Genomic DNA, 19,167 nt, shown 5'->3' with positions numbered 1-19,167 from the left:
TGCCTGTGCTCCGCTTCGCGGATGAACACCGGACGACAGTGGGCTCCCCCGCGCGGCGTCGGCGCGCGGGGGAGCCCACTGTCGTCCGGTGTTCATCCGCGAAGCGGAGCACAGGCACGTCCGGGTCGCCGTGCCGGTCCTCCGAGCAGGCGCGGCGCCGGCTACCACAGCGCCGCCCGCCCGTGCACGGGGTGGCCCCGAAGGCGCGGCTCGCCTGGGATGGAGGGGAGCGGCCCGATCCGGGTGCCGCGGACGGAGGAGCCATGCCCGACCAGTACACGTTCACGAACCCCGCCACCCAGTACCCGGATGTGACTCCGCCGGTCCAGCAGCAGCCCGAGCCCGGGCTGCAGTCGCGGATGACCCCGGTGCCGGACCTCGGCGAGGAGAGCTACCGCGGCACCGGCCGGCTCGCGGGCCGCCGCGCGCTCATCACGGGAGCCGACTCCGGGATCGGCGCAGCCGTGGCCATCGCCTTCGCCCGCGAGGGGGCCGACGTCGCCCTCGCCTACCTCCCGAGCGAGGAGGAGGACGCGCAGCACGTGATCGGGCTGATCCGCGCGGAGGGGCGCACCGCCGTGCCGATCCCCGGCGATCTCACGAGTGCCGAGTACTGCACGCGGCTCGTGGCGGAGGCGGTCGAGGGCCTCGGCGGGCTCGACGCGGTGGTCAACGTGGCCGGGAAGCAGATCTGGAAGGAGGACCTGCTCGACATCACCGACGAGCAGTTCGAGGCGACCTTCGCGGTCAACGTCTTCGCTCCGTTCCGGATCATCCGCGCGGCCCTCCCGCACCTGCCCGCGGGCGCCACGATCATCAACACGGCGTCGGCGGAGGCGCACAAGCCCGCCCCCGACCGCCTCGACTACGCGATGACGAAGGGCGCGATCAACAACCTCTCGAAGGGCCTTGCGCAGCAGCTCGCCGCGAAGGGCATCCGCGTGAACGTCGTGGCGCCCGGCCCGACGTGGACCGCCCTGCAGGTGAGCGGCGGCGTCGACCCCGAGAGCCTGCCCGACTTCGGCTCGAGCGAGTCGCCGATGGGCCGTGCCGCGCAGCCCGCCGAGCAGGCCCCGGCCTACGTGTTCCTGGCGTCCGCCGAGTCGAGCTTCGTCGCCGGCGAGACCCTCAACGTGAACGGCGGCATGGTCTCGCCCTGACACGCCGCGGCGCCGTCGCTCGCTGGTGTGCCGCCGAGACGCCTCCGTCCTGCTCGAGACACGGGCTCGCGTCAACCCTCTCCCGAGCGGAGGGGGGCGCGAGGTGCCATGGAGGGACCACCACGAAGGAGCACCATGAGCACCACGACCGTCCTCCCCATCGAGACCTACTCCGACGAGCAGGGCTGGCACAACCGCATCGCCCACGCCCGCGTCCCGCTGAGCCACCACGAGTCGCGCCAGGAGGCGGAGGAGGTCGGCAAGGAGATCGCCGAGCAGCGCGGCGGGGAGCACGTCGTCCTCGGCTGACGGCCGGCGCGGGGCGCGGCATGCCGTGCCCGGCCGGGGACGCGCCCGGCCCGCAGGCGCCCGCTCCGCAGACGCCCCGTCCCGCGCGTGTAGCGCCCTCGACCCCGCCCGGTCAACCTTCTCGACCTCCCGGCCCCCTCCTCCCTAGCGTGGCCCGTCGTGCTCGCTCCCGAGCGCGCGACGAGAGGACGACATGGCCACCACGAGCGACGCCCCCGCGACCGGAGAGGCCGGCGGCACCTCCCTGCGCCGCCGCATCACCGGCCCGCTGCTCTACTTCTTCATCCTCGGCGACGTCCTCGGCGCGGGCATCTACGCCCTCATGGGCACGCTCTCGGCGGAGGTCGGCGGCGCCGTCTGGATGCCCCTCCTGCTCGCGCTCGGCCTCGCGCTGCTGACCGCCGGCTCCTATGCCGAGCTGGTGACCAAGTACCCGAAGGCGGGAGGCGCGGCGGTGTTCGCGCAGCGGGCCTTCAAGCGCCCGATCGTCTCGTTCCTGGTCGGCTTCGCCATGCTCGCGGCCGGAGTGACCAGCGCGGCCGGCCTGTCGCTCGCGTTCGCCGGCGACTACCTCGGCACCTTCCTCGACGTGCCGACCGTGCCGACGGCCATCGTCTTCCTGATCCTCGTCGCGTGCCTCAACGCGCGGGGCGTCGCGGAGTCGCTGCTCAGCAACACGGTGATGACCGTGATCGAGGTCGGCGGCCTGCTGATCGTGATCGGATGCGTCGCGCTGCTCGTGGCGGGCGGAGGCGGCGACCTCGCCCGCACGGTCGAGCTCAGCTCCGAGCAGGCGCCGGCGCTGGCGGTGCTCGGCGCGGCGATCATCGCGTACTACTCCTTCGTCGGCTTCGAGACCTCGGCCAACATCGCCGAGGAGATCCGCGACCCCAGCCGCGTCTATCCGCGCGCGCTGTTCGGCTCGCTGCTGACGGCCGGTGCGGTGTACGTCCTGGTCGGCCTCGCGAGCTCGATCGCGCTGCCCGCCGACGAGCTGTCCGGATCCTCCGCCCCGCTGCTCGACGTCGTGACGGCGAGCGGAGCCGGGGTGCCGGCGTGGCTGTTCAGCCTGATCGCTCTCGTCGCGGTCGCCAACGGAGCGCTGCTGACCATGATCATGGCGAGCCGCGTCACCTACGGCATGGCGAAGGACGGCCTCCTCCCGGACGTGCTCGGCCGGGTGCTGCCGAAGCGCCGCACGCCGTGGGTGGCCATCGCGGTGACCACGCTGGCGGCATGCCTCCTGACCCTGGTCGGCGATCTGGCGACCCTCGCCGAGACCGTGGTGCTGCTCCTCCTGCTGGTGTTCATCAGCACGAACGTCTCGGTGCTCGTGCTGCGGCGCGACAAGGTCGAGCACGACCACTTCCGTGTGTGGACGGCGATCCCCGTGCTCGGCGTCGCCTCGTGCGTGCTGCTCCTCAGCCAGCAGGACCCGATCGTCTGGCTCTACGCGGGGATCCTCCTCGTGGTCGGAGTCCTCGTGCACCTGGCGACCCGTCGTTCGTCCCGCCGCACCGCCTGATCCGCTGACGGTCCCGGCGGGGCCGCCGCTCCGCCGGACCGTCCCTCCCGACCGCCGCGCTCTCCCCGCGACCGGTCAAGCCCCTGGGCGGACGGCCGTCCGAGGCGTGGGATGGAGGGAACGGAAGGAGCACGAATGACCGACACACCCTCCCGCGAGGAGCTGCCGCTCCCCGACTGGAACGACATCCCGCTCGGCACGCTCGCGGAGCGCATCCGCCCGCTCGACGAGGCCGGCCTCGGCGTGCTGCTCGCCTACGAGGAGGCGCACGGGCACCGCCTGCCGGTGACGACGATCCTGCACTCGCGTCTCGAGCAGCTGCGCGGGGGAGCGGAGCCGGCAGGCAGCGTGCCGGAGTCGCTGCCCGAGGTGTCCCGCTCGTCGTCCGGATCGCCGGTCTCGCCGGCGACGTCCGGTCCGGCGATCAATCCGCCCTCGCACGGAGTGCCGACGAACCCGGCTCAGCCGCGCTGAGGGCGGCGGGGGCAGAGCCGCGGTCGCGGCGGCTCCGCCCCCGCCGCGCGCTGCCCAGGGCCTGCCCAGCGCGCACGGGCAGACTGTCCGGAGCCGATGACGGCGACCGGACGAGGGAGCAGTACCCGGAACGCGACAAGACTGACTCGTAGGAGCTGTCATGTCCTGGATCGTCCTCATCCTCTCCGGTGTCCTCGAGGCCGTGTGGGCCACCGCCCTCGGCAAGTCGGAGGGCTTCACGCGGCTCGGCCCGTCGGTCGTCTTCGGAGTCGGCGTCGTCGCGAGCATGGCCGGCCTCGCCTACGCGATGCGCGAGCTGCCCACCGGCACCGCGTACGCGGTCTGGGTCGGGATCGGCGCTTCGCTGACCGTGCTCTACGGCATGTTCTTCGGCGGCGAGGGCTTCTCGCTCGTGCGCACGCTGCTGGTCCTCGGGATCGTCGGCTGCGTCGTCGGCCTGAAGCTCGTGCACTGAACCGAGGCCCCGTCCTCTCCTCCGCGACAGGCCGCTCCCGTACGCGACACGCCGACGGAGGCGCGCCGGACTGGCATCTCGCCGAGGGTCCGAGGCCGGTGGTTGCAGGACGCCGCGCGTTCCACCTAGGCTCGGCGCATCAGGGGAGAACGATCGTTCTACGGTTCTCCCCGCCCCCCAAGGAGGACTCATGCCCACTCGTACCGCACGCACCGCCTGGAACGGCTCGCTCGAGACCGGCGAGGGCCAGGTCGAGCTCTCGAGCTCGAAGATCGGCACCTACGACGTCTCGTTCCCCAAGCGCGCCGCCGACGACGCCAACGGCTCGACCAGCCCCGAGGAGCTCCTCGCGGCCGCCCACTCCGCCTGCTACGCGATGCAGTTCTCGGCCGTCCTCGGCCAGGCCGGCGGCACCGTCGAGGCGCTCGACGTCCGCGCCGACGTCTCGCTCGGCCCGGACTCGGCCGGCGGATTCAAGCTCACCGGCATCAAGCTCATCGTGAGCGGCGAGGTCTCCGGCATCGACGAGGCCGCCTTCCTCAAGGCCGCCGACGAGGCCAAGGAGACCTGTCCCGTCAGCAAGGCGCTCACCGGAGTCGACATCACGCTCGACGCCACCTTCGAGGGCTGAGCCCCTCCGCACGTCACAAGCACCCCGTCGCGCATCGCGGCGGGGTGCTCGTGTGTCCGGCGCGGCCGCGGAGCGGCGTATCGAGACCCCCGCCCCCACCGGCCGCCCGGCGCCCCCTGTCGTCAGACCGCCGCCGGCGCGTAGCGGAAGCCGGCGCCGAGGTGCTCCTCCGGCAGCCGGTCGCCGCGGCCGTGCAGCTTCTGGCGGAGGCTGCCCTTGACGTACTCCTCCGGGTACGCGCCGCGGCTGCGCAGCTCCGGCACGATGAACTCCACCACGTCCTCGAAGGTGCCGGGCGTGATCGCGTAGGCGAGGTTGAACCCGTCCACGTCGGTCTCCTCGACCCACTCCTGGAGGTGGTCGGCGACCTCCGCGGGCGAGCCGACGACGAACGGGCCGAGCCCGCCGATCACGCTGAGCTTGGCGATGTCGCGGACCTTCCACTCCGAGCCGTCCTCGTTCGCCTCCTGGAAGTTGGCGACGGCCGACTGGATCGCGTTGCTCTTCACGTTGCCGATCGGCTCGTCGAGGTCGTACTGCGACAGGTCGATGCCCATCCAGCCCGACATGAAGACCAGCGCCCCCTCCTCGCTCCCGTAGGAGAGGTAGTCGCGGTGCTTCTCGTGCGCGGCCTCGCTGGTCTCGGCGGTGATGATCGTCAGCAGCGTGTAGATCTTCGCGGAGTAGCGGTCGCGGCCGGCCGCCTCGAGGGCGTCGCGGATGCGCGAGACGGTCGCCTTCAGGCCTGCCTTCGTCGAGGACGCGACGAAGATCGCCTCCGCGTTGCCCGCCGCGAAGCGGATGCCGCGCGGTGAGGCTCCCGCCTGGTAGATGACGGGGGTCCGCTGCACCGACGGCTCCGAGAGGTGGATGCCGGGGACGGTGAAGTTCTTGCCGCGGTGCCCGATCTCGTGCACCTTCGCCGGGTCGGTGAACACGCCGGACTCGCGGTCACGGACGACCGCGTCGTCCTCCCACGACCCCTCCCACAGCTTGTAGAGCACCTCGAGGTACTCGTCGGCGACGTCGTAGCGGTCGTCGTGCTCGAGCTGGTCCTCATGGCCCATGTTGCGGGCGGCGCTGGGGAGGTAGCCGGTGACGACGTTCCAGCCCACGCGGCCTTTCGTCAGGTGGTCGAGCGTCGACATGCGCCGCGCGAACGGGTACGGGTGCTCGTAGGCGGTGCCCGCGGTGATGCCGAAGCCGAGGTGCTCGGTCGCGGCGGCCATCGCCGAGACGAGGAGGATCGGGTCGTTGACGGGGACCTGCGCGCCGTGGCGGATCGCCGCCTCGTTCGAGCCGCCGTAGACGTCGTAGGTGCCGAGCACGTCGGCGATGAAGATGCCGTCGAACGTGCCGCGCTCGAGCAGCTTCGCCAGGTCGGTCCAGTACGAGAGGTCCTTGTAGCGCCAGGACTGGTCCTGGGGGTGGCGCCACATGCCCGAGGACTGATGGGCGACGCAGTTCATGTCGAAGGCGTTGAAGCGGATCTGGCGGGTCATGGAGTCGATAGTGCCCAGAAGAGCAGCGAACGGGTACCGAGCGCGACGCACGGCGTCACAATGCGACGCCCGTCGAGGCGCCCGGCGGGTCTGGGTGGTCGGCGACGTCCTCGACGAGCTGGCCGACCTCGAGGACCGCATCGGCAGCGCGATGATCGCGAGTCGGAACGGGTGATGCGCCGGGGCGCACCGCCCCCGTCCGCCGACCGGGCGGCTCCTCCTCCTACGCCAGCTCGCGCCCCAGGAAGCGCACGTGCTCGCCGATCTGGAACGCCTCGCCGCCCTCGTGGCCGTTGAAGGGGTAGACGCGGATCTCGCGGGGTCCGGCGTAGCGGTTGTAGGAGGCGTAGACGGTGGACGGCGGGCAGATGTCGTCGCGGAGCGCCACCGAGAACAGCGCGGGGGACTGCGCGTAGGGGGCGAAGGAGGTGCCGTCGAAGTACGAGAGGGTGTCGAACACGCGCGCTTCGGCGCCGCGGTGGGTGTGCAGGTACTGCACGATCTCGCCGTACGGCATCGTGTCGACCAGCCGCACGGCGTGCGGGATGTGGGAGAGGAACGGCACGTCGACGATCGACGCGCGCGCCGACTCCGACTCGCCGAGCAGGCCAAGGATCCCCGTGACGGCCAGGGCGATCCCGCCTCCCTGGCTGCCGCCCGAGACGGCCACGCGGGAGGCGTCGACCGCGGGGTGCGCACGCAGCACGTCGAGCGCTCGGACGGCGTCCGTGAAGACGCGGCGGTAGAAGTGCTCCGCGGGCGACTCGATGCCCTGCGTCATGAAGCCGGAGACGTGCGGCCCGCTGCCCACCGGGTCGGGCGTCGCTCCGGAGCGGTGCCCGGACCCCTGGCCGCGGGTGTCCATGACCAGGTGCGCGTAGCCGGCGGCCGACATCGCGGTCCACTCCGCGAGCTGCCCGCGGCCGCCTCCGTAGCCGATGAAGGTCACGAGCCCGGGGAGGGGGCCCTCGACGCCGCGGGGGAGGATCAGCCACGCGCGGATCGGGTGGCCGCCGAAGCCGGAGTAGGTGACGTCGAAGGTGTCGAGCAGTCCGAAGCCGGCGTCGACCCGCTCGAGGCGCGGCTCGGTCGCGACGGCCCTCGCCTCGGCGATCGTGTCGCGCCAGAACTCGGCGAACCCGGCGGGCTCGGCGATCTCGGGGGCGTACTGCTCGAGGAGGTCGAGCGGGAGGTCGTACTGCGGCATCACGGACTCCTTCTCGGGCAGCGGCGCCCGAGGACCGAGGCTACTGGAGGCACGGGCCCACCTGGGTGCGGCGTGGGAGAACGCCGCAGAGCGGAATGCCTGGGCACCCTCCGCGTTCTCCTCAGCATGACGACGTACGGAATCATCGGAGCAGGCAACATCGGCAGCCAGGTCGCACGGGCGGTCATCGCCCTCGGGGACGAGGTGGTCATCGCGAACTCGCGCGGCCCCGAGACCCTCGCCGACCTCATCGCGGAGCTCGGCCCGAAGGCCCGCGCCGCCACGGCACAGGAGGCGGCCGAGGCCGCCGAGATCGCCGTGGTGACGGTGCCGCTGAAGAACCTCGAGGAGGTGCCGGTCGCCCCGCTCGCCGGCAAGATCGTCCTCGACACGAACAACTACTACTTCGAGCGCGACGGCCGCATCGAGGCGCTCGACAAGGGCGAGACCACGACCAGCGAGATGCTCCAGCAGCACCTCCCGGAGTCGAAGGTCGTCAAGGCGTTCAACCACATCATGGCCGCCGACATCACCACCGACGGCACCCCGGCCGGCACGCCCGACCGCCGCGCTCTCGCGACGTCGAGCGACTACCCCGAGGCGATCCACTTCGTGACCGACCTCTACGACCGGATCGGCTTCGACACCGTCGCGATCACGCCGCTGAGCGAGTCGTGGCGGGTCGAGCGCGACCGCCCCGCCTACGTGGTGCGGCAGAACCGCGAGGAGCTCGAGGCCAACCTCGCGAAGGCCCCCCGCACGGTCTGATCCAGCCTCTCGAAGGGGAGCGGTGCTGCGGCGCCGCTCCCCTTCTGCCTGTCCGGACGGCCTCGGAGGCGCGCCCGGGACGGCCCCCTCGGCGCTCGCCGCCGCCGGGCCTGCGATAGTCGAGAGGACCAGCCACGCACCAGAGAGCCCCGATCGGGCTCCGAGAGGAGAGGCCTGCCATGCCCTCGACACCCCGTTCCGTCCCCTCCCGCTCCGGGCTCTCGCGCCGCAGCGTCGTGATCGGCGGTCTCGCGGTGCTCCCGCTGCTCAGCGCCTGCACGCCCGACTCCTCCGCTCCGGACGACGCTCAGCAGGAGGCGCCCCGCACCCGCACCGCGGCTCCGAGCGGGCCGGTGGCGCTCGCCCCGGACGCGCTCGCCGCGAGTGCGGCCCTGTTCGCCTCGGCTCCGCTGGTCGTCCTGGTCGAGGACGTCGCCGAGTCGCGCCTGCGCGCCGCCCAGGTGAGCATCGCCTGGGGCGTGCCGCTGCTGGTCGGCTCGGCGGGATCCGGAGCGACGGCCGCCCCGACCGCGGACGCCGCGGCCGCGGGATCCACGGCTTCCGAGACGCCGTCCGACTCCGCGACGCCGTCGGACTCGGCGACGCCGTCCGACTCCGCGACCCCGTCCGTCGCTCCGTCCTCCACCGCTCCGACCTCCGACGCCCTGGCCGCCGAGTTCGCCCGCCTCGGCGTGACCCGCGTGCTCGCGATCGGCGACGTCACCGCGCCCAAGGGCGTCGACGTCGTCGCCTCCGCCTCCGACGCGGCCGCCCTCAGCACTGCGTCCGGCCTGACCGTGACCGACCTGGCGCTCGCCGACCTCGCCGCCGCCGCGCCGTCCACCGCCTCCGACGCTCCCTTCGGCGCCCTCCCGGCCCGAGCCGACGCCCTGACCGGCCTGCACGCCCTCGCCCGCGCGCAGGACGCCGACGTCGCCGCACTGGCGACCGCCCGCGCGGCCGGCGTGCCCGTCACCGTGGTCGACGGCGACGACCTGCTCGCCTCGGGCGGAGCCGTGACCGCGATCGCCGAGGCCGACGCCTCCTGCACGCTGCTGCTCGGCCCCGTGCTCGCCGCGCAACCCGAGCCCGAGTGGGCCGTGCGCGCGGCCGCGAGCGGCTGGCAGCTGCCGGGCGGCGGGCAGCGGATGTTCGGCGGGCACCTCTTCGTCGCGATCTACGGCACTCCGGGCGCTCCCGTCCTCGGCGTGCTGGGGGAGCAGGGCCTCGAGCCCACGATCGCGCGTGCGGAGGCGGTGGCCGAGCCGTACCGGGCGCTCACCGACAAGCAGGTCGTGCCGAGCCTCGAGATCATCACCACGGTCGCGGCGGGCGACCCCGGCGAGGACGGCGACTACTCCAACGAGCTCGACGCCGCCGACATCCGCCCCTACATCGACGCGGCGCAGGCGGCGGGGATGTACGTGGTGCTCGACCTGCAGTCGGGGCTGACCGACTTCCTCACCCAGGCGAAGCAGTACGCGGACCTCCTGTCGCTGCCCAACGTCGGCCTCGCGCTCGACCCGGAGTGGCGCCTGCTGCCCGGCCAGAAGCCGCTGCAGCAGATCGGGCGCGTCTCGGCCGCCGAGGTCGACAGCGTGTCGGAGTGGCTGGCCGACCTGGTGCAGAGCGAGGGGCTGCCGCCGAAGATGTTCGTGCTGCACCAGTTCCGGCTGTCGATGCTGCAGGACCGCGACAGCATCCGCCGCGACCGGCCCGAGCTGGAGTTCCTCATCCACGTCGACGGCCAGGGCTCGCAGCCCGACAAGCAGGCGACCTGGGACGCGCTGCACGAGGGCGCCCCCGAGGGCATCGGCTGGGGCTGGAAGAACTTCTACGACGAGGACGCGCCCATGCTCACCCCCGCCGAGACCATGGCCGAGGTCCGCCCCCTCCCCGACCTCGTCACCTACCAGTAGGCGGAGACCGAGGGCGGGCGTCAGCGGCGCAGGAGCTCGCCGGAGACGACGCCCGCCTCGACCTCCTCGAGGGCGCGGCCGCGGGTCTCGGGCACGCGCTTCCAGATGAAGACGAGCGCGAGCAGGCCGACGGCGCCGAACAGGAAGAACGTTCCGGTGATGCCGACGCCGGAGACGAGGGTGGGGAAGAACAGGCCGAGCACCGCGTTCGTGATCCAGTGGCAGAAGATCGCGATGCCGACGCCGACGCCGCGGATCCGCAGCGGGAAGATCTCGGACAGCATCACCCAGGTGACGATGTTGAGGAACGTCTGCATGCTCCCCACGAACGCGACGACCAGCACCAGGATCACGTACGGCCGCGCCGGGTTCCCCACGGGGAGCGCGACGGAGGCGATGCCGATCATGAAGTGCATCGCGGTGGTCAGGGAGTAGCCGAGCAGGAGGGTCGTGCGGCGGTTCATCGTCTGCATGAGCCGCAGCCCGATCAGGCCGCCGATCACGGCGATCGCCCCGGGTGCGATGTTGGCGACGAGCGCGCCGTCGTGGTCGAAGCCCGCCTCCTTCAGCACCGACTGGCCGTAGTACATGATCGAGTTGATGCCGGTGAGCTGCTGGGCGACTCCGATCCCGATGCCGACCAGCAGGATGCGCAACGCCCAGCGCTCGCGCAGCGCCTGCAGCAGGGGGATCCTCGGGCCGTCCTTCGCGCCGATCGAGCGGGCGATGGTCTCCGCCTCCGCATGGGCCCGGTCGGGCGTCCGGATGGTCGTGAGCACGTCGAGCGCCTCGTCGCGGCGGCCGTGCGCGATCAGCCAGCGCGGCGACTCCGGGACCCGGGTCATGCCGAGCAGGAGGGCGGCGGCGGGGAGCGCGGCGACGGCGAGCATGATCCGCCAGACGCCGGGCAGCTCGCCCCAGACGGTGCCGATGACGGCGTTGGCCACGAAGGCGGCGAGCTGGCCGATCACGATCATCAGCTCGTTGCGGCCGGCGAGGGAGCCGCGGATCTCGGAGGGGGAGATCTCGGAGAGGTAGATCGGCACGACCACTGAGGCGCCGCCGACGGCCAGTCCGAGGACCGCCCGCCCGAGGACCATCACGCCGAAGCCCGGCGCCACCACGCAGACCAGGGCGCCGACGAGGAAGAGCACGGCGAGGAGGCGGATCGTGGTCCGCCTCCCGAGGGCGTCGGCGAGGCGTCCGCCCGAGATCGCGCCGATCGCGGCGGCGAAGAGGAGCGAGCTGGTGACGACCCCCTCGGTCAGCGCGGTGAGGCCCAGCTCGGCCGACATCGGCTCGAGGGCGCCGTTGATGACGCCGGTGTCGTAGCCGAAGAGGAGGCCGCCGAGGGTCGCGATGAGCGCGATGAGGCCGAGACGCCGAGTCGGCGCCTCCAGGGAGGTGGTGGTCATCCGCTCACTCTGACGCATGGCCGCGCGGTGAGGGAACCCTGGACCGCCGAGGGAACACGGTGTAGCGGGTCCTCTCGACGGCCCGGGGTCCCCTCGGCGGCAGGAGGGGGGCGAGCGGAGGGTCCTCAGGAGGAGACGCGCGCGCCCTCGCGCAGGCCCTCCTCCTTGGCCTGCTGCACCAGGGCGGCGATGCGGCGGCGCGAGCGCGAGCGCCCGGCGAGCAGCGCCGCGAGGATGAGGGCGACGCCGAGGATCACGAGCAGCTGCGGGACCGGCACGGCGGCGACCGTGATCGACTTCGTCACGGGAGCGGTGGCGACCGGCTCCTGATCGGCGGCGGCGACGGTCGGTGCGATGGTCAGGTCGGCGCCGACCCCGAAGAGGGGCCAGATGCCGTCGAGCTGCACCGAGACGCTGCGCCGGTCGCCGGGCAGCAGCTCCTGCTGGGGCGCGTCGGCCGCGACGACGGGGGCGGTGGCGCCCTGGGCGCTCGCCGTGCCGTCGAGCAGCAGGCGCACGTTGCCGGTGTTCACCACGTCGGCGACGAGCGAGAGGGAGCCGGGCTGGAACGGGTTCCAGGAGAGGCGGTAGTCGCTGGCCAGGTCCTCGACGGAGAAGGAGGGGGTCACCTCGCCGGTCACGCGGGTCATCACGCGGAAGCCGATGCGGCTCTCCACTCCGACGTTCGCACCTCCCACCTCGGTGCCCTGCGAGAGCACGGAGGCGGCGATGCCGGCGGCGTGGTCGCCGGGGGTGGCGTTGTCGGGGACCGTCACGGTGAACGGCACCACGCCGCTGCTGCCCGGATCGACGGTCACGGTCTCGGGGGCGGAGATCCACAGCCCGGCGTCGACCGACTCCTGGTCCGAGTTGAGCATGTTGAAGCGGCCGGTGTCGGTGAAGTAGCCGTCGGCGCTGGTGATGCTGAAGGTCACGGGCTGGTCGCTGAGGTTCCGCACGACCGCCTCGTCCGAGGCGCTCGCGCCGGGGGCGAGCTCGAGCTCGACCCACGCGCGCTTGTCGGGGACGCCGTCGGTGGAGGGGCTGACCGCCCAGGTGATCGCTCCGTCGGCCGCGACGGCCGCCGGAGCGACCCCCGCGCCGAGGAGGGCGACGATCAGCGCGAGCAGCGCGGGGAGGAGCGGGCGGCGGGGAGCGGCGGAGCGGCGCGGAGCAGTCATCAGAACCTCATGGTCGCACGGGGGAAGCACGACGCGGCCGGGCGGGCGGGCCCGGCCGCGTCGGCCGTGGTGGGATCGCGGCCGAGGGAGTGCGTCCCCCGGCCGCGACGGGTCACTCGAAGAGCGACAGGGTGATGGTGGACGAGTACGCGCCGGCGTCCACGTTCACGGGGGTGCGGAGGAAGAGGTCGGCGTCGGCGCTCCAGGAGCCCTCGGGGTTGACCTGCTGGGAGTTGCTGGCGACGATCGCGAGCAGCTCCTTGCCCTTCAGGCCGACGCCGTTGGCGCCGCCGTCGATGGCGGTGCCGACCTCATCGCCCGCGGCGACCTCGCCGAGGTCTCCACCGTCGACCAGGTCCGGGGTCCAGCCGAGGTTCTCGGCGCCGATGGTCGAGCCGTCGGCCGACGTGAAGTCGCTCGCCGTGCCGATGACGTACCACGCGGAGTCGGGGGAGACGTCCGCGGCGTCACGGGTGTCGGTGACCGTGACGGTGGGCAGGGTGCCGGTGAACTGGCGGCGGACGTTGTCCGAGCCGGTCTCGGTCAGCGTCGTCGAGTCCGCGGCGACGGTCATCGAGAGGGCGCCGGTCCCGGGGAGGTCGGCGATCTCGACGTTGATGTCGACGTCGTCGTTGCCGTAGTTGACCTCGGCGGCGAACGCCGTTCCGGCGACTCCGAGCAGGAGGACGCCTCCGGCCAGTCCAGCGGCTCCGCGGATCAGAAGGGATCGGGTGTTCATGTCGGGTGTTCTCCGTTCTCCGGCCGGCGTCGTCGCCGGCTCGATCTCAATGGGTGTGGGTCGTGCCCGCGGATCAGCTGCAGCTGGCCGCGGAGTAGGGGGCGGTCGCGGAGGCCGTGGCCGGCTTCCCGCTGATGAACGCGGTCGCCGTGGCGGTCGCGGATCCGTCGGTCACGCTCGTCGCCCGGGTGGTGAAGGCGGCCGAGACGGTGGCGCCGGGAGCGACGTCGGCGAAGCTCTTGGAGCCCCACGTCGTGCCGATCACGATCTTCGCGGCGAAGGCGTTCGGGTTCGTGGCGGTCGCGGTGACGACGATCTTCCCGGCGGCGCAGCGCGTCGTGGAGGTCGTGGTCACGGCGATCGCGGGTGCCGAGTCGGTCACGGGACCGACGGAGGCGGAGGCCGTCGCCGGCGTCCACTGCGGCTTCGCGGCGGTCACGGCCACCGAGATCGTCGCTCCGCGGTCGGCGGCGGTGAGCGTGTAGCTCGACGCCGTCGCCCCGCTGATCGCGGTCCCGCCGCGCTTCCACTGGAAGCCGGTCGCCGTCCACGGGGAGGAGGCGGAGGCGGTCAGCGTGCTGCCCACCGTCGCCTTCCCCGTGATCGAGGCTGCGAGCGGCGCGGTGTCGACGATCGTCTGCGCGGCGACGCTGGTGAGGGTCGGGACGACCTTCTGCATGAGCCCGGTCGTCTTGTCGAAGGTCACCCGGTCGATCGTCGTCTCGCGGTGCTGGCCGTCTCCGCCGGGGATGGCGAAGCGGTGGTAGGCGATGTACCAGTCGTCCGTGCCGGGCACGTTGACGATCGAGTTGTGGCCCGTGGCGAGGATGCCCTGCGAGGTGTCCTTCTCGAGGACCACGCCGCGGTAGGTCCACGGTCCGTCGACGCTCGTCGAGGTGGCGTAGCCGACCTTGTAGTTCTCCGAGCCGGTGTCGTCGATCGAGTAGGTGAGGTGGTACAGACCGTCGCGGTAGTTCAGGAACGCACCCTCGCGGAAGTCGGTCAGACCGCTGATCTTCTTGATCGTGCCGGTCTTGATCGAGAGCATGTCGTCGGACAGCTCCCCGTAGAGCGGGTCGCCGTTGCCCCAGAAGAGGTAGCTCTTGCCGGTCTTCGGGTCGGTGAACGCGGCGGGGTCGATCGCCTGGCCGGACCGCACGGACTCGCCGTTGGTGATCATCGCGGTCGGCTGCGCCGTGAACGGGCCCATCGGGCTGTCCGAGACGGCGACTCCGATCGTCTTGCGGTTCAGCGAGGAGTTCTCGCCGGAGAAGTAGAAGTAGTACTTCCCGTTCTTCTCGATGATCGTCGGCGCCCAGGCGTTGCCGGTCGCCCACGGCACGTTGCCGTTCGCGCCGTCGAGCGTCAGGAAGGGCTGCTCCGAGCGGGTCCAGTCGATGAGGTTCTTCGAGGACCAGGCGTAGAAGGTCTTGCCGCCCCAGCCGGCGAAGCCGTCCGAGGTCGCGTACAGGTAGTAGGTGTCGCCGAAGACCGCGATGTTCGGGTCGGCGTTCAGGCCTGCGAGGACCGGGGACTTCATGACGACGGCCTTCAGGGTCCAGGTGGTCGCGGTGCCGCCGGCGGCGGGCGTGAGCACGACCGTCTGCGGGGTGGAGAGGTCGCGGACGGTGCCGGAGGCGGGGCTCGCCGTGACGCCGGCCGCGGTGGAGAAGGTCGGGGTGAGCTTCGTCAGGTCGGTCCCCGGCTTCACCGGGAAGGTGACCGTCCTGCTCGCCGAGTCGACGATCGGGGCCGTCTTCAGGACGTCGCCGCTGAGCGACAGGTCGACCAGGGCCGACGTGTTGCCGGAGGCGGCGAGCACCTCGGAGGCGCTGAGGGCCCGGTTGTAGACCGAGAACTCGCGGATCTGGCCGCGGAAGCGGTTGTCGGCGTCGTAGTTCGAGCGCCCGATGTAGTTCGCCGAGGTGGAGCCGCCGCCGATGTCCTTCGGGTCGGTCGTGACGGTGCCGCTGGCGACCTTCACTCCGTCGAGGTAGATCGTGCCGGTGGTGCCGGAGAGCGTGTACGTCAGGTGCGCCCAGGTGCCGCGGGGGAGGGCCGAGCCGCCGGCGACGGTCTGCTCGGTGGTGTAGTTCCCGGTCGCGATGCTGGTGCGGTAGTTGTTGCCCGAGGTGAAGAGGTAGCCGTCGCCGGCGCCGTTCGTGGTGTTGCCCAGGCCGTAGAGGAAGTAGGCGCCGCCCTGCGCGGGGTCGATCCAGACGTCGGACTGGATGGTGAGGTCCGTCACTCCGGCGAGCAGGTCGTTCGGCAGCTTGACGTAGTCGTCGGTGCCGTCGAGCTGCAGGGCGCCGTCCTTCCAGGTGCCACCCGAGGGCAGCGTGCCGTTCTGGTTGTTGCCCGAGCTGTCGCGCACCGTGGTGCCCGAGCCGCCGTCGAAGGTGTAGCGGAGGATCTCGCCGGCCGCGTTGACCGGCTTCGCGGCGGGGCCGGTGCTGCTGGTGCCGTAGGCGGCCGTCAGGCGCGCCTCCTCAGCGCTCGAGAGGCGGAGCACCGAGCCGTGGCGGAAGGGCTTCGAGAACGAGTACGTGTTCGCGCCGGTGGTGCCGACAGGAAGCGCCGTGAACCGCATGTCCGCGAGGGTGTCGGTGACGTAGGCGGAGTAGCCGAACGAGTCGCCCATGACGACCCAGCGGCCGTCGGGCAGCTGGTAGACGGTGAGGCCCTCGAGGTGGTCGGAGAGGCCGCGGGACTTCTCCTCGCCGAAGCCGATCACGCGGGTCCAGGGGCCGGCGAGACTCGGGGCCTTGTCGACGACCGTGCGCCAGTCGGCGGTGGAGAAGCGGTAGTACGTGTCCCCCTCCTTCGCGATGGTCGTGTCGATGATGCTGCCGCGGCTCCCGCCGCCGGCGGCGGGGTTCTCGTCCAGCCAGACCTTCGGGGTGGAGAAGCCGACGAAGTCGCGCGTGGTCGAGACGTAGACGCGCTGGGCGGAGGCCCCGCCGGTCAGCGTCTTGTCGCGGGCGGCCCAGTAGACGTAGTACTGGCCGGTCGCGTCGTCCCAGATCGCCTCAGGAGCCCAGACGTTGCCCGCGTCGGGGAAGCCGGCGAAGACGATGCTCTGATCGCTCCAGTTCACGAGGTCCGTCGAGCGCCAGACGACGAGGTTCTTGCTCGCGTTGGTCTGGTCCCAGGTGCCGCCGGGAGCGGTGCCCTCGGCGTGCAGGTCGGTGCCGATGATCCAGTACTCGTCGCCGGTGGGGGAGCGCACGAGGTGCGGATCGCGGACGCCGAGGGTGCCGCCGAGGTTGGCGAGCACGGCCTTGTCGTTGTTGAGCTTCGACCAGTGCAGACCGTCGGTGCTGGAGCCGAAGTAGATCTTCTCGTAGTCGGTCGAGGCGAAGTGGGTCCAGAGGTAGCCCGCGTCGTACTCGGTGTCGAGGTCCGCGGGAGCCGCGGTCACCGTGACGGGCAGCTGCCGGGTCGCGGTCGTGCCGGCGATCGTCGCGGTGAGTGTGACGGGCGTGGCGGCGGACCGGCGCTTCACGACGCCGGTCGTGCTGAGCACGGCCGTGTTCGAGGAGGACCAGGCGACGTCGTAGGAGCCGGCCTTCGCGGGCAGCGTCACGTTGCCGCGGACGTCGCCGGAGTTGACGATCGAGAGGGCGTCGAGCGCCTTCTGGGCGTCGGCGTTCACGTCCTTGGCGGGCACGGTGGCGGTGAAGGTGCGGGTGGCCGTGGCCGAGCCGCGGGTGGTCGTGGCGGTCAGCTCGACCGAGGCGACCCCGGTCGCGGGCGGCGTGACGACTCCGCTGGTCGAGACGACCGCGGAGTTGCTCGAGGCCCAGGCGATGGCGGAGCCATTGGGGCCGGTCGTCGGGAGGGTGAGGTTCGCGGAGACCGAGGAGAGGCTCCCGAGGTCCAGGGCGGCGGAGTCGCGGGAGACGCGCGTGCTGTCCGGGGCCTGGAGGGTCGCGACGTCGGCCGCGCTGAGCGCCGTGCTGTAGACGCGGAAGTCGCGGACCGAGCCGGCGAGGGTCTTGTCCGCCGTGTAGACGGAGCGGCCGATCGCGTTCGCGGTGGTGGTGCCGTTGCCGATCGCGGCGGGAGTGATGGTCACTCCTGTCTGCTGCGCGACCTGGGTGCCGTCGAGGTAGAGGCGTGCGGTGTCGCTCGCGTCGTCGAGCGTGTAGGTGAGGGTCTTCCAGACGCTGCGCGCGAGGTTCGCGTTGGAGTTGACGGTCTGCTCGGTGGTCCAGTTGCCGGTGGCGATCGAGGCCTTGTAGCCGTTGCCCGTCGTGTAGAGGTAGCCGTTCCCGGCGCCGTTCGTCGTGTTGCCGAGGCCCCAGATGAAGTAGGGCGTGCCCTGGTTCGCGTTCACCAGGACCTCGGTGCTGACCGTGATCGAGTTCAGGCCCGCGAGCAGGTCGTCGGGCAGCTTGACGTAGTCGTCGGTCCCGTCGAGGGCGACGCCCGCGGCTCCGCGAGGAGCGGCTCCGTTGACGAGCGTGCCGGTGCGGCCCTTGCCCGAGCTGTCGGCGACGGTCGTGCCGCTCGTCTCGTCGAGCGCGTAGCGCAGGACGAGGCTGTCGGAGGGAGCTGCGCTCGCCGACTGGGCCGTCAGAAGGGGGACGGTGAGGGCCACGGCCGTCACGAGGACGAGTGGTCGCAGGAAAGGCTTCATCGCGCTTTGCTCCAGGGTCGGCACCATTGCTGAGGGGAGGGAGTGTGCCGGCTTCGTACGCGGCAATGTTCACGGTAACACTATGTTGACGACAACGTGAAGAGCCTAACCGGATCATTTCCCGACACTCCAGAGGAGAGGCGAACCGGTTCGACGAATCCCGGGTGCATCCTGGGGCGACGCGGACGCCGATGTCCGGTCGGATCAGCCGCGGTCGACGTCGCGCGAACGGCTCAGCGCGCGGTCCATCGCCCTCAGCGTCCGGAAGCCGGCCCGCTCGGCCACGGCCGCGCGAGCCGAGGGCGAGAGCGACGGGCTCGCGGCGAGCAGCGACGCGGCGAGGTGCACGCGCCGCTCGCGGAGGGTCGCGGCCACGGTCGTGCCCCGGCGGTGGAAGGCGCGGTCCAGCGTCGCCCGCGAGACGCGGAGCCGCATCGCGAGAACGCCGGCGGTGAAGTCCGCGTCACCCGCCTCCGCATCGATGACGGCGATCGCGCGGAGGAGGACGCCCTCGAGTCCGTCCTCCGGACGGGCGGGCGGCAGGCTCTGCTTGATCAGGGCCGACGCGGTCGCCTCGAGCGCGCGGCGCAGCTCGCTGAAGCCGGGATCGCCCGCCGCGAGGTCCGCGTTGAGGGTCGCGTTGACGAGGGAGACGAAGGCGCCGCTGTAGCTGTCGGCGGCGAGCAGGGTGCAGGACGGCCCGTCGGACTGTGCGCTCGTGAGGCCGAGCCTGCCCCAGGACGTCCTCAGCGCCAGCCAGGCGGAGTCCTCCTCCGCCCGGAACCGAGCGGAGTCGTCGCGTCGGAGGAGGGCGAGCCCGCCGGGCCGCAGACGAGCGGCCTCGAGAGGGCCGTCGACGACGATCTCGCCGGCGACCGGGACGATGAGGTCGACCTCGGCCCGGTCGGGGGCGGGGAGGGGCGGGTCGGTCCGGAGCGTGCCGGGTGTGTGCCAGAGGCGGCTCAGCCGGAAGCCGTCGACGGCGAGCACGTCCCCGGCGAGGTGCAGGGGCGGAGCTCCGTCGCTCGCCCAGCCGAGGCTCCTCAGCCACGCCTCCACGCGGGGACCGCTCAGCTGCAGCGTCTCGACGAGACCGCGCGGGGCGGCCGGCTGCTCGGAAGCGGTCACCGGGCTCCTTCGCAGCGGGGACAGGGTGCGCGGGCGGTGACCACGTTAGGCCGGGGGAGGGGCGCCGAGACGGGGTGGCGCGTTCCTCCTCG

The 19,167-nt window shown here is 72.2% G+C and carries 16 protein-coding genes and 1 riboswitch; of the genes, 9 read left to right on the top strand and 7 right to left on the bottom strand.

Annotated elements, in window-relative coordinates; genetic code table 11:
• The first annotated feature begins 263 nt into the window (after window positions 1-263).
• The 6 genes from C5C46_RS13285 (at window position 264) to C5C46_RS13260 (ending at window position 4,574) form a co-directional block, all read left to right on the top strand.
• Window positions 264-1,160, top strand: a complete 897-nt coding sequence (locus C5C46_RS13285; protein WP_104227027.1) for an SDR family oxidoreductase — start codon at window positions 264-266, stop codon at window positions 1,158-1,160.
• Window positions 1,161-1,295: 135 nt separating this feature from the next.
• Window positions 1,296-1,469 carry a DUF2188 domain-containing protein gene (locus C5C46_RS13280; RefSeq protein WP_181136530.1) on the top strand — a complete coding sequence of 58 codons (174 nt, stop codon included), beginning with the start codon at window positions 1,296-1,298 and terminating at the stop codon, window positions 1,467-1,469.
• A gap of 193 nt (window positions 1,470-1,662) precedes the next feature.
• A complete protein-coding gene (locus C5C46_RS13275; protein ID WP_104227025.1) occupies window positions 1,663-2,994 on the top strand; it encodes an APC family permease in 1,332 nt (443 codons plus the stop codon).
• Window positions 2,995-3,129: 135 nt separating this feature from the next.
• Window positions 3,130-3,468 (top strand): hypothetical protein, encoded by a 339-nt coding sequence (locus C5C46_RS13270; RefSeq protein ID WP_104227024.1) that lies wholly within the window; start codon window positions 3,130-3,132, stop codon window positions 3,466-3,468.
• An 87-nt stretch (window positions 3,469-3,555) separates the two neighbouring features.
• Window positions 3,556-3,619, top strand: a riboswitch (guanidine-III (ykkC-III) riboswitch).
• 9 nt (window positions 3,620-3,628) lie between these two features.
• Window positions 3,629-3,943, top strand: coding sequence for a multidrug efflux SMR transporter (locus C5C46_RS13265; protein ID WP_104222377.1), 315 nt, complete (start codon window positions 3,629-3,631; stop codon window positions 3,941-3,943).
• Window positions 3,944-4,133: 190 nt separating this feature from the next.
• Window positions 4,134-4,574: an OsmC family peroxiredoxin gene (locus C5C46_RS13260; protein ID WP_104222378.1), complete on the top strand. Its 441-nt coding sequence runs from the start codon at window positions 4,134-4,136 to the stop codon at window positions 4,572-4,574.
• A 122-nt stretch (window positions 4,575-4,696) separates the two neighbouring features.
• On the opposite strand, the gene C5C46_RS13255 is transcribed toward C5C46_RS13260, so the two are convergent.
• Window positions 4,697-6,076, bottom strand: a complete 1,380-nt coding sequence (locus C5C46_RS13255; RefSeq protein ID WP_104227023.1) for an LLM class flavin-dependent oxidoreductase — start codon at window positions 6,074-6,076, stop codon at window positions 4,697-4,699.
• A 10-nt stretch (window positions 6,077-6,086) separates the two neighbouring features.
• Between C5C46_RS13255 and C5C46_RS17005 the strand changes: the two genes are divergently transcribed.
• Complete coding sequence (locus tag C5C46_RS17005) at window positions 6,087-6,251, top strand: hypothetical protein (protein WP_181136529.1); 165 nt, start codon at window positions 6,087-6,089, stop codon at window positions 6,249-6,251.
• Between the two features lie 48 nt (window positions 6,252-6,299).
• Here C5C46_RS17005 and C5C46_RS13250 read toward each other — a convergent pair whose 3' ends face one another.
• Window positions 6,300-7,283 carry an acetylxylan esterase gene (locus tag C5C46_RS13250; RefSeq protein WP_104227022.1) on the bottom strand — a complete coding sequence of 328 codons (984 nt, stop codon included), beginning with the start codon at window positions 7,281-7,283 and terminating at the stop codon, window positions 6,300-6,302.
• A 126-nt stretch (window positions 7,284-7,409) separates the two neighbouring features.
• Here C5C46_RS13250 and C5C46_RS13245 point away from each other — a divergent pair, with 126 nt between their 5' ends.
• Both C5C46_RS13245 and C5C46_RS13240 read left to right on the top strand, forming a co-directional pair.
• Window positions 7,410-8,051 carry an NADPH-dependent F420 reductase gene (locus C5C46_RS13245; protein WP_104227021.1) on the top strand — a complete coding sequence of 214 codons (642 nt, stop codon included), beginning with the start codon at window positions 7,410-7,412 and terminating at the stop codon, window positions 8,049-8,051.
• 179 nt (window positions 8,052-8,230) lie between these two features.
• Entirely contained in the window at window positions 8,231-9,970 is a 1,740-nt protein-coding gene (locus C5C46_RS13240) for a hypothetical protein (RefSeq protein ID WP_104227020.1), read from the top strand.
• Window positions 9,971-9,990: 20 nt separating this feature from the next.
• On the opposite strand, the gene C5C46_RS13235 is transcribed toward C5C46_RS13240, so the two are convergent.
• The 5 genes from C5C46_RS13235 to C5C46_RS13215 all read right to left on the bottom strand — a co-directional run bounded on the left by C5C46_RS13235 (window position 9,991) and on the right by C5C46_RS13215 (window position 19,075).
• Window positions 9,991-11,385 carry a sugar porter family MFS transporter gene (locus C5C46_RS13235; RefSeq protein ID WP_258059491.1) on the bottom strand — a complete coding sequence of 465 codons (1,395 nt, stop codon included), beginning with the start codon at window positions 11,383-11,385 and terminating at the stop codon, window positions 9,991-9,993.
• Window positions 11,386-11,510: 125 nt separating this feature from the next.
• On the bottom strand, window positions 11,511-12,566 hold the full coding sequence (locus C5C46_RS13230) for a WxL protein peptidoglycan domain-containing protein (RefSeq protein WP_104227018.1): 1,056 nt from the start codon (window positions 12,564-12,566) through the stop codon (window positions 11,511-11,513).
• A gap of 112 nt (window positions 12,567-12,678) precedes the next feature.
• Complete coding sequence (locus C5C46_RS13225) at window positions 12,679-13,305, bottom strand: hypothetical protein (protein ID WP_104227017.1); 627 nt, start codon at window positions 13,303-13,305, stop codon at window positions 12,679-12,681.
• Between the two features lie 73 nt (window positions 13,306-13,378).
• Complete coding sequence (locus C5C46_RS13220; RefSeq protein ID WP_181074597.1) at window positions 13,379-17,947, bottom strand: family 43 glycosylhydrolase; 4,569 nt, start codon at window positions 17,945-17,947, stop codon at window positions 13,379-13,381.
• Between the two features lie 204 nt (window positions 17,948-18,151).
• Window positions 18,152-19,075: a helix-turn-helix domain-containing protein gene (locus tag C5C46_RS13215; RefSeq protein WP_104222387.1), complete on the bottom strand. Its 924-nt coding sequence runs from the start codon at window positions 19,073-19,075 to the stop codon at window positions 18,152-18,154.
• Window positions 19,076-19,167: the final 92 nt, after the last annotated feature.

The sequence above is a fragment of the Rathayibacter sp. AY1E6 genome (genome assembly GCF_002931115.1).
Lineage (GTDB): Bacteria > Actinomycetota > Actinomycetes > Actinomycetales > Microbacteriaceae > Rathayibacter.
This window is presented reverse-complemented; position numbering and strand designations above follow the sequence as displayed.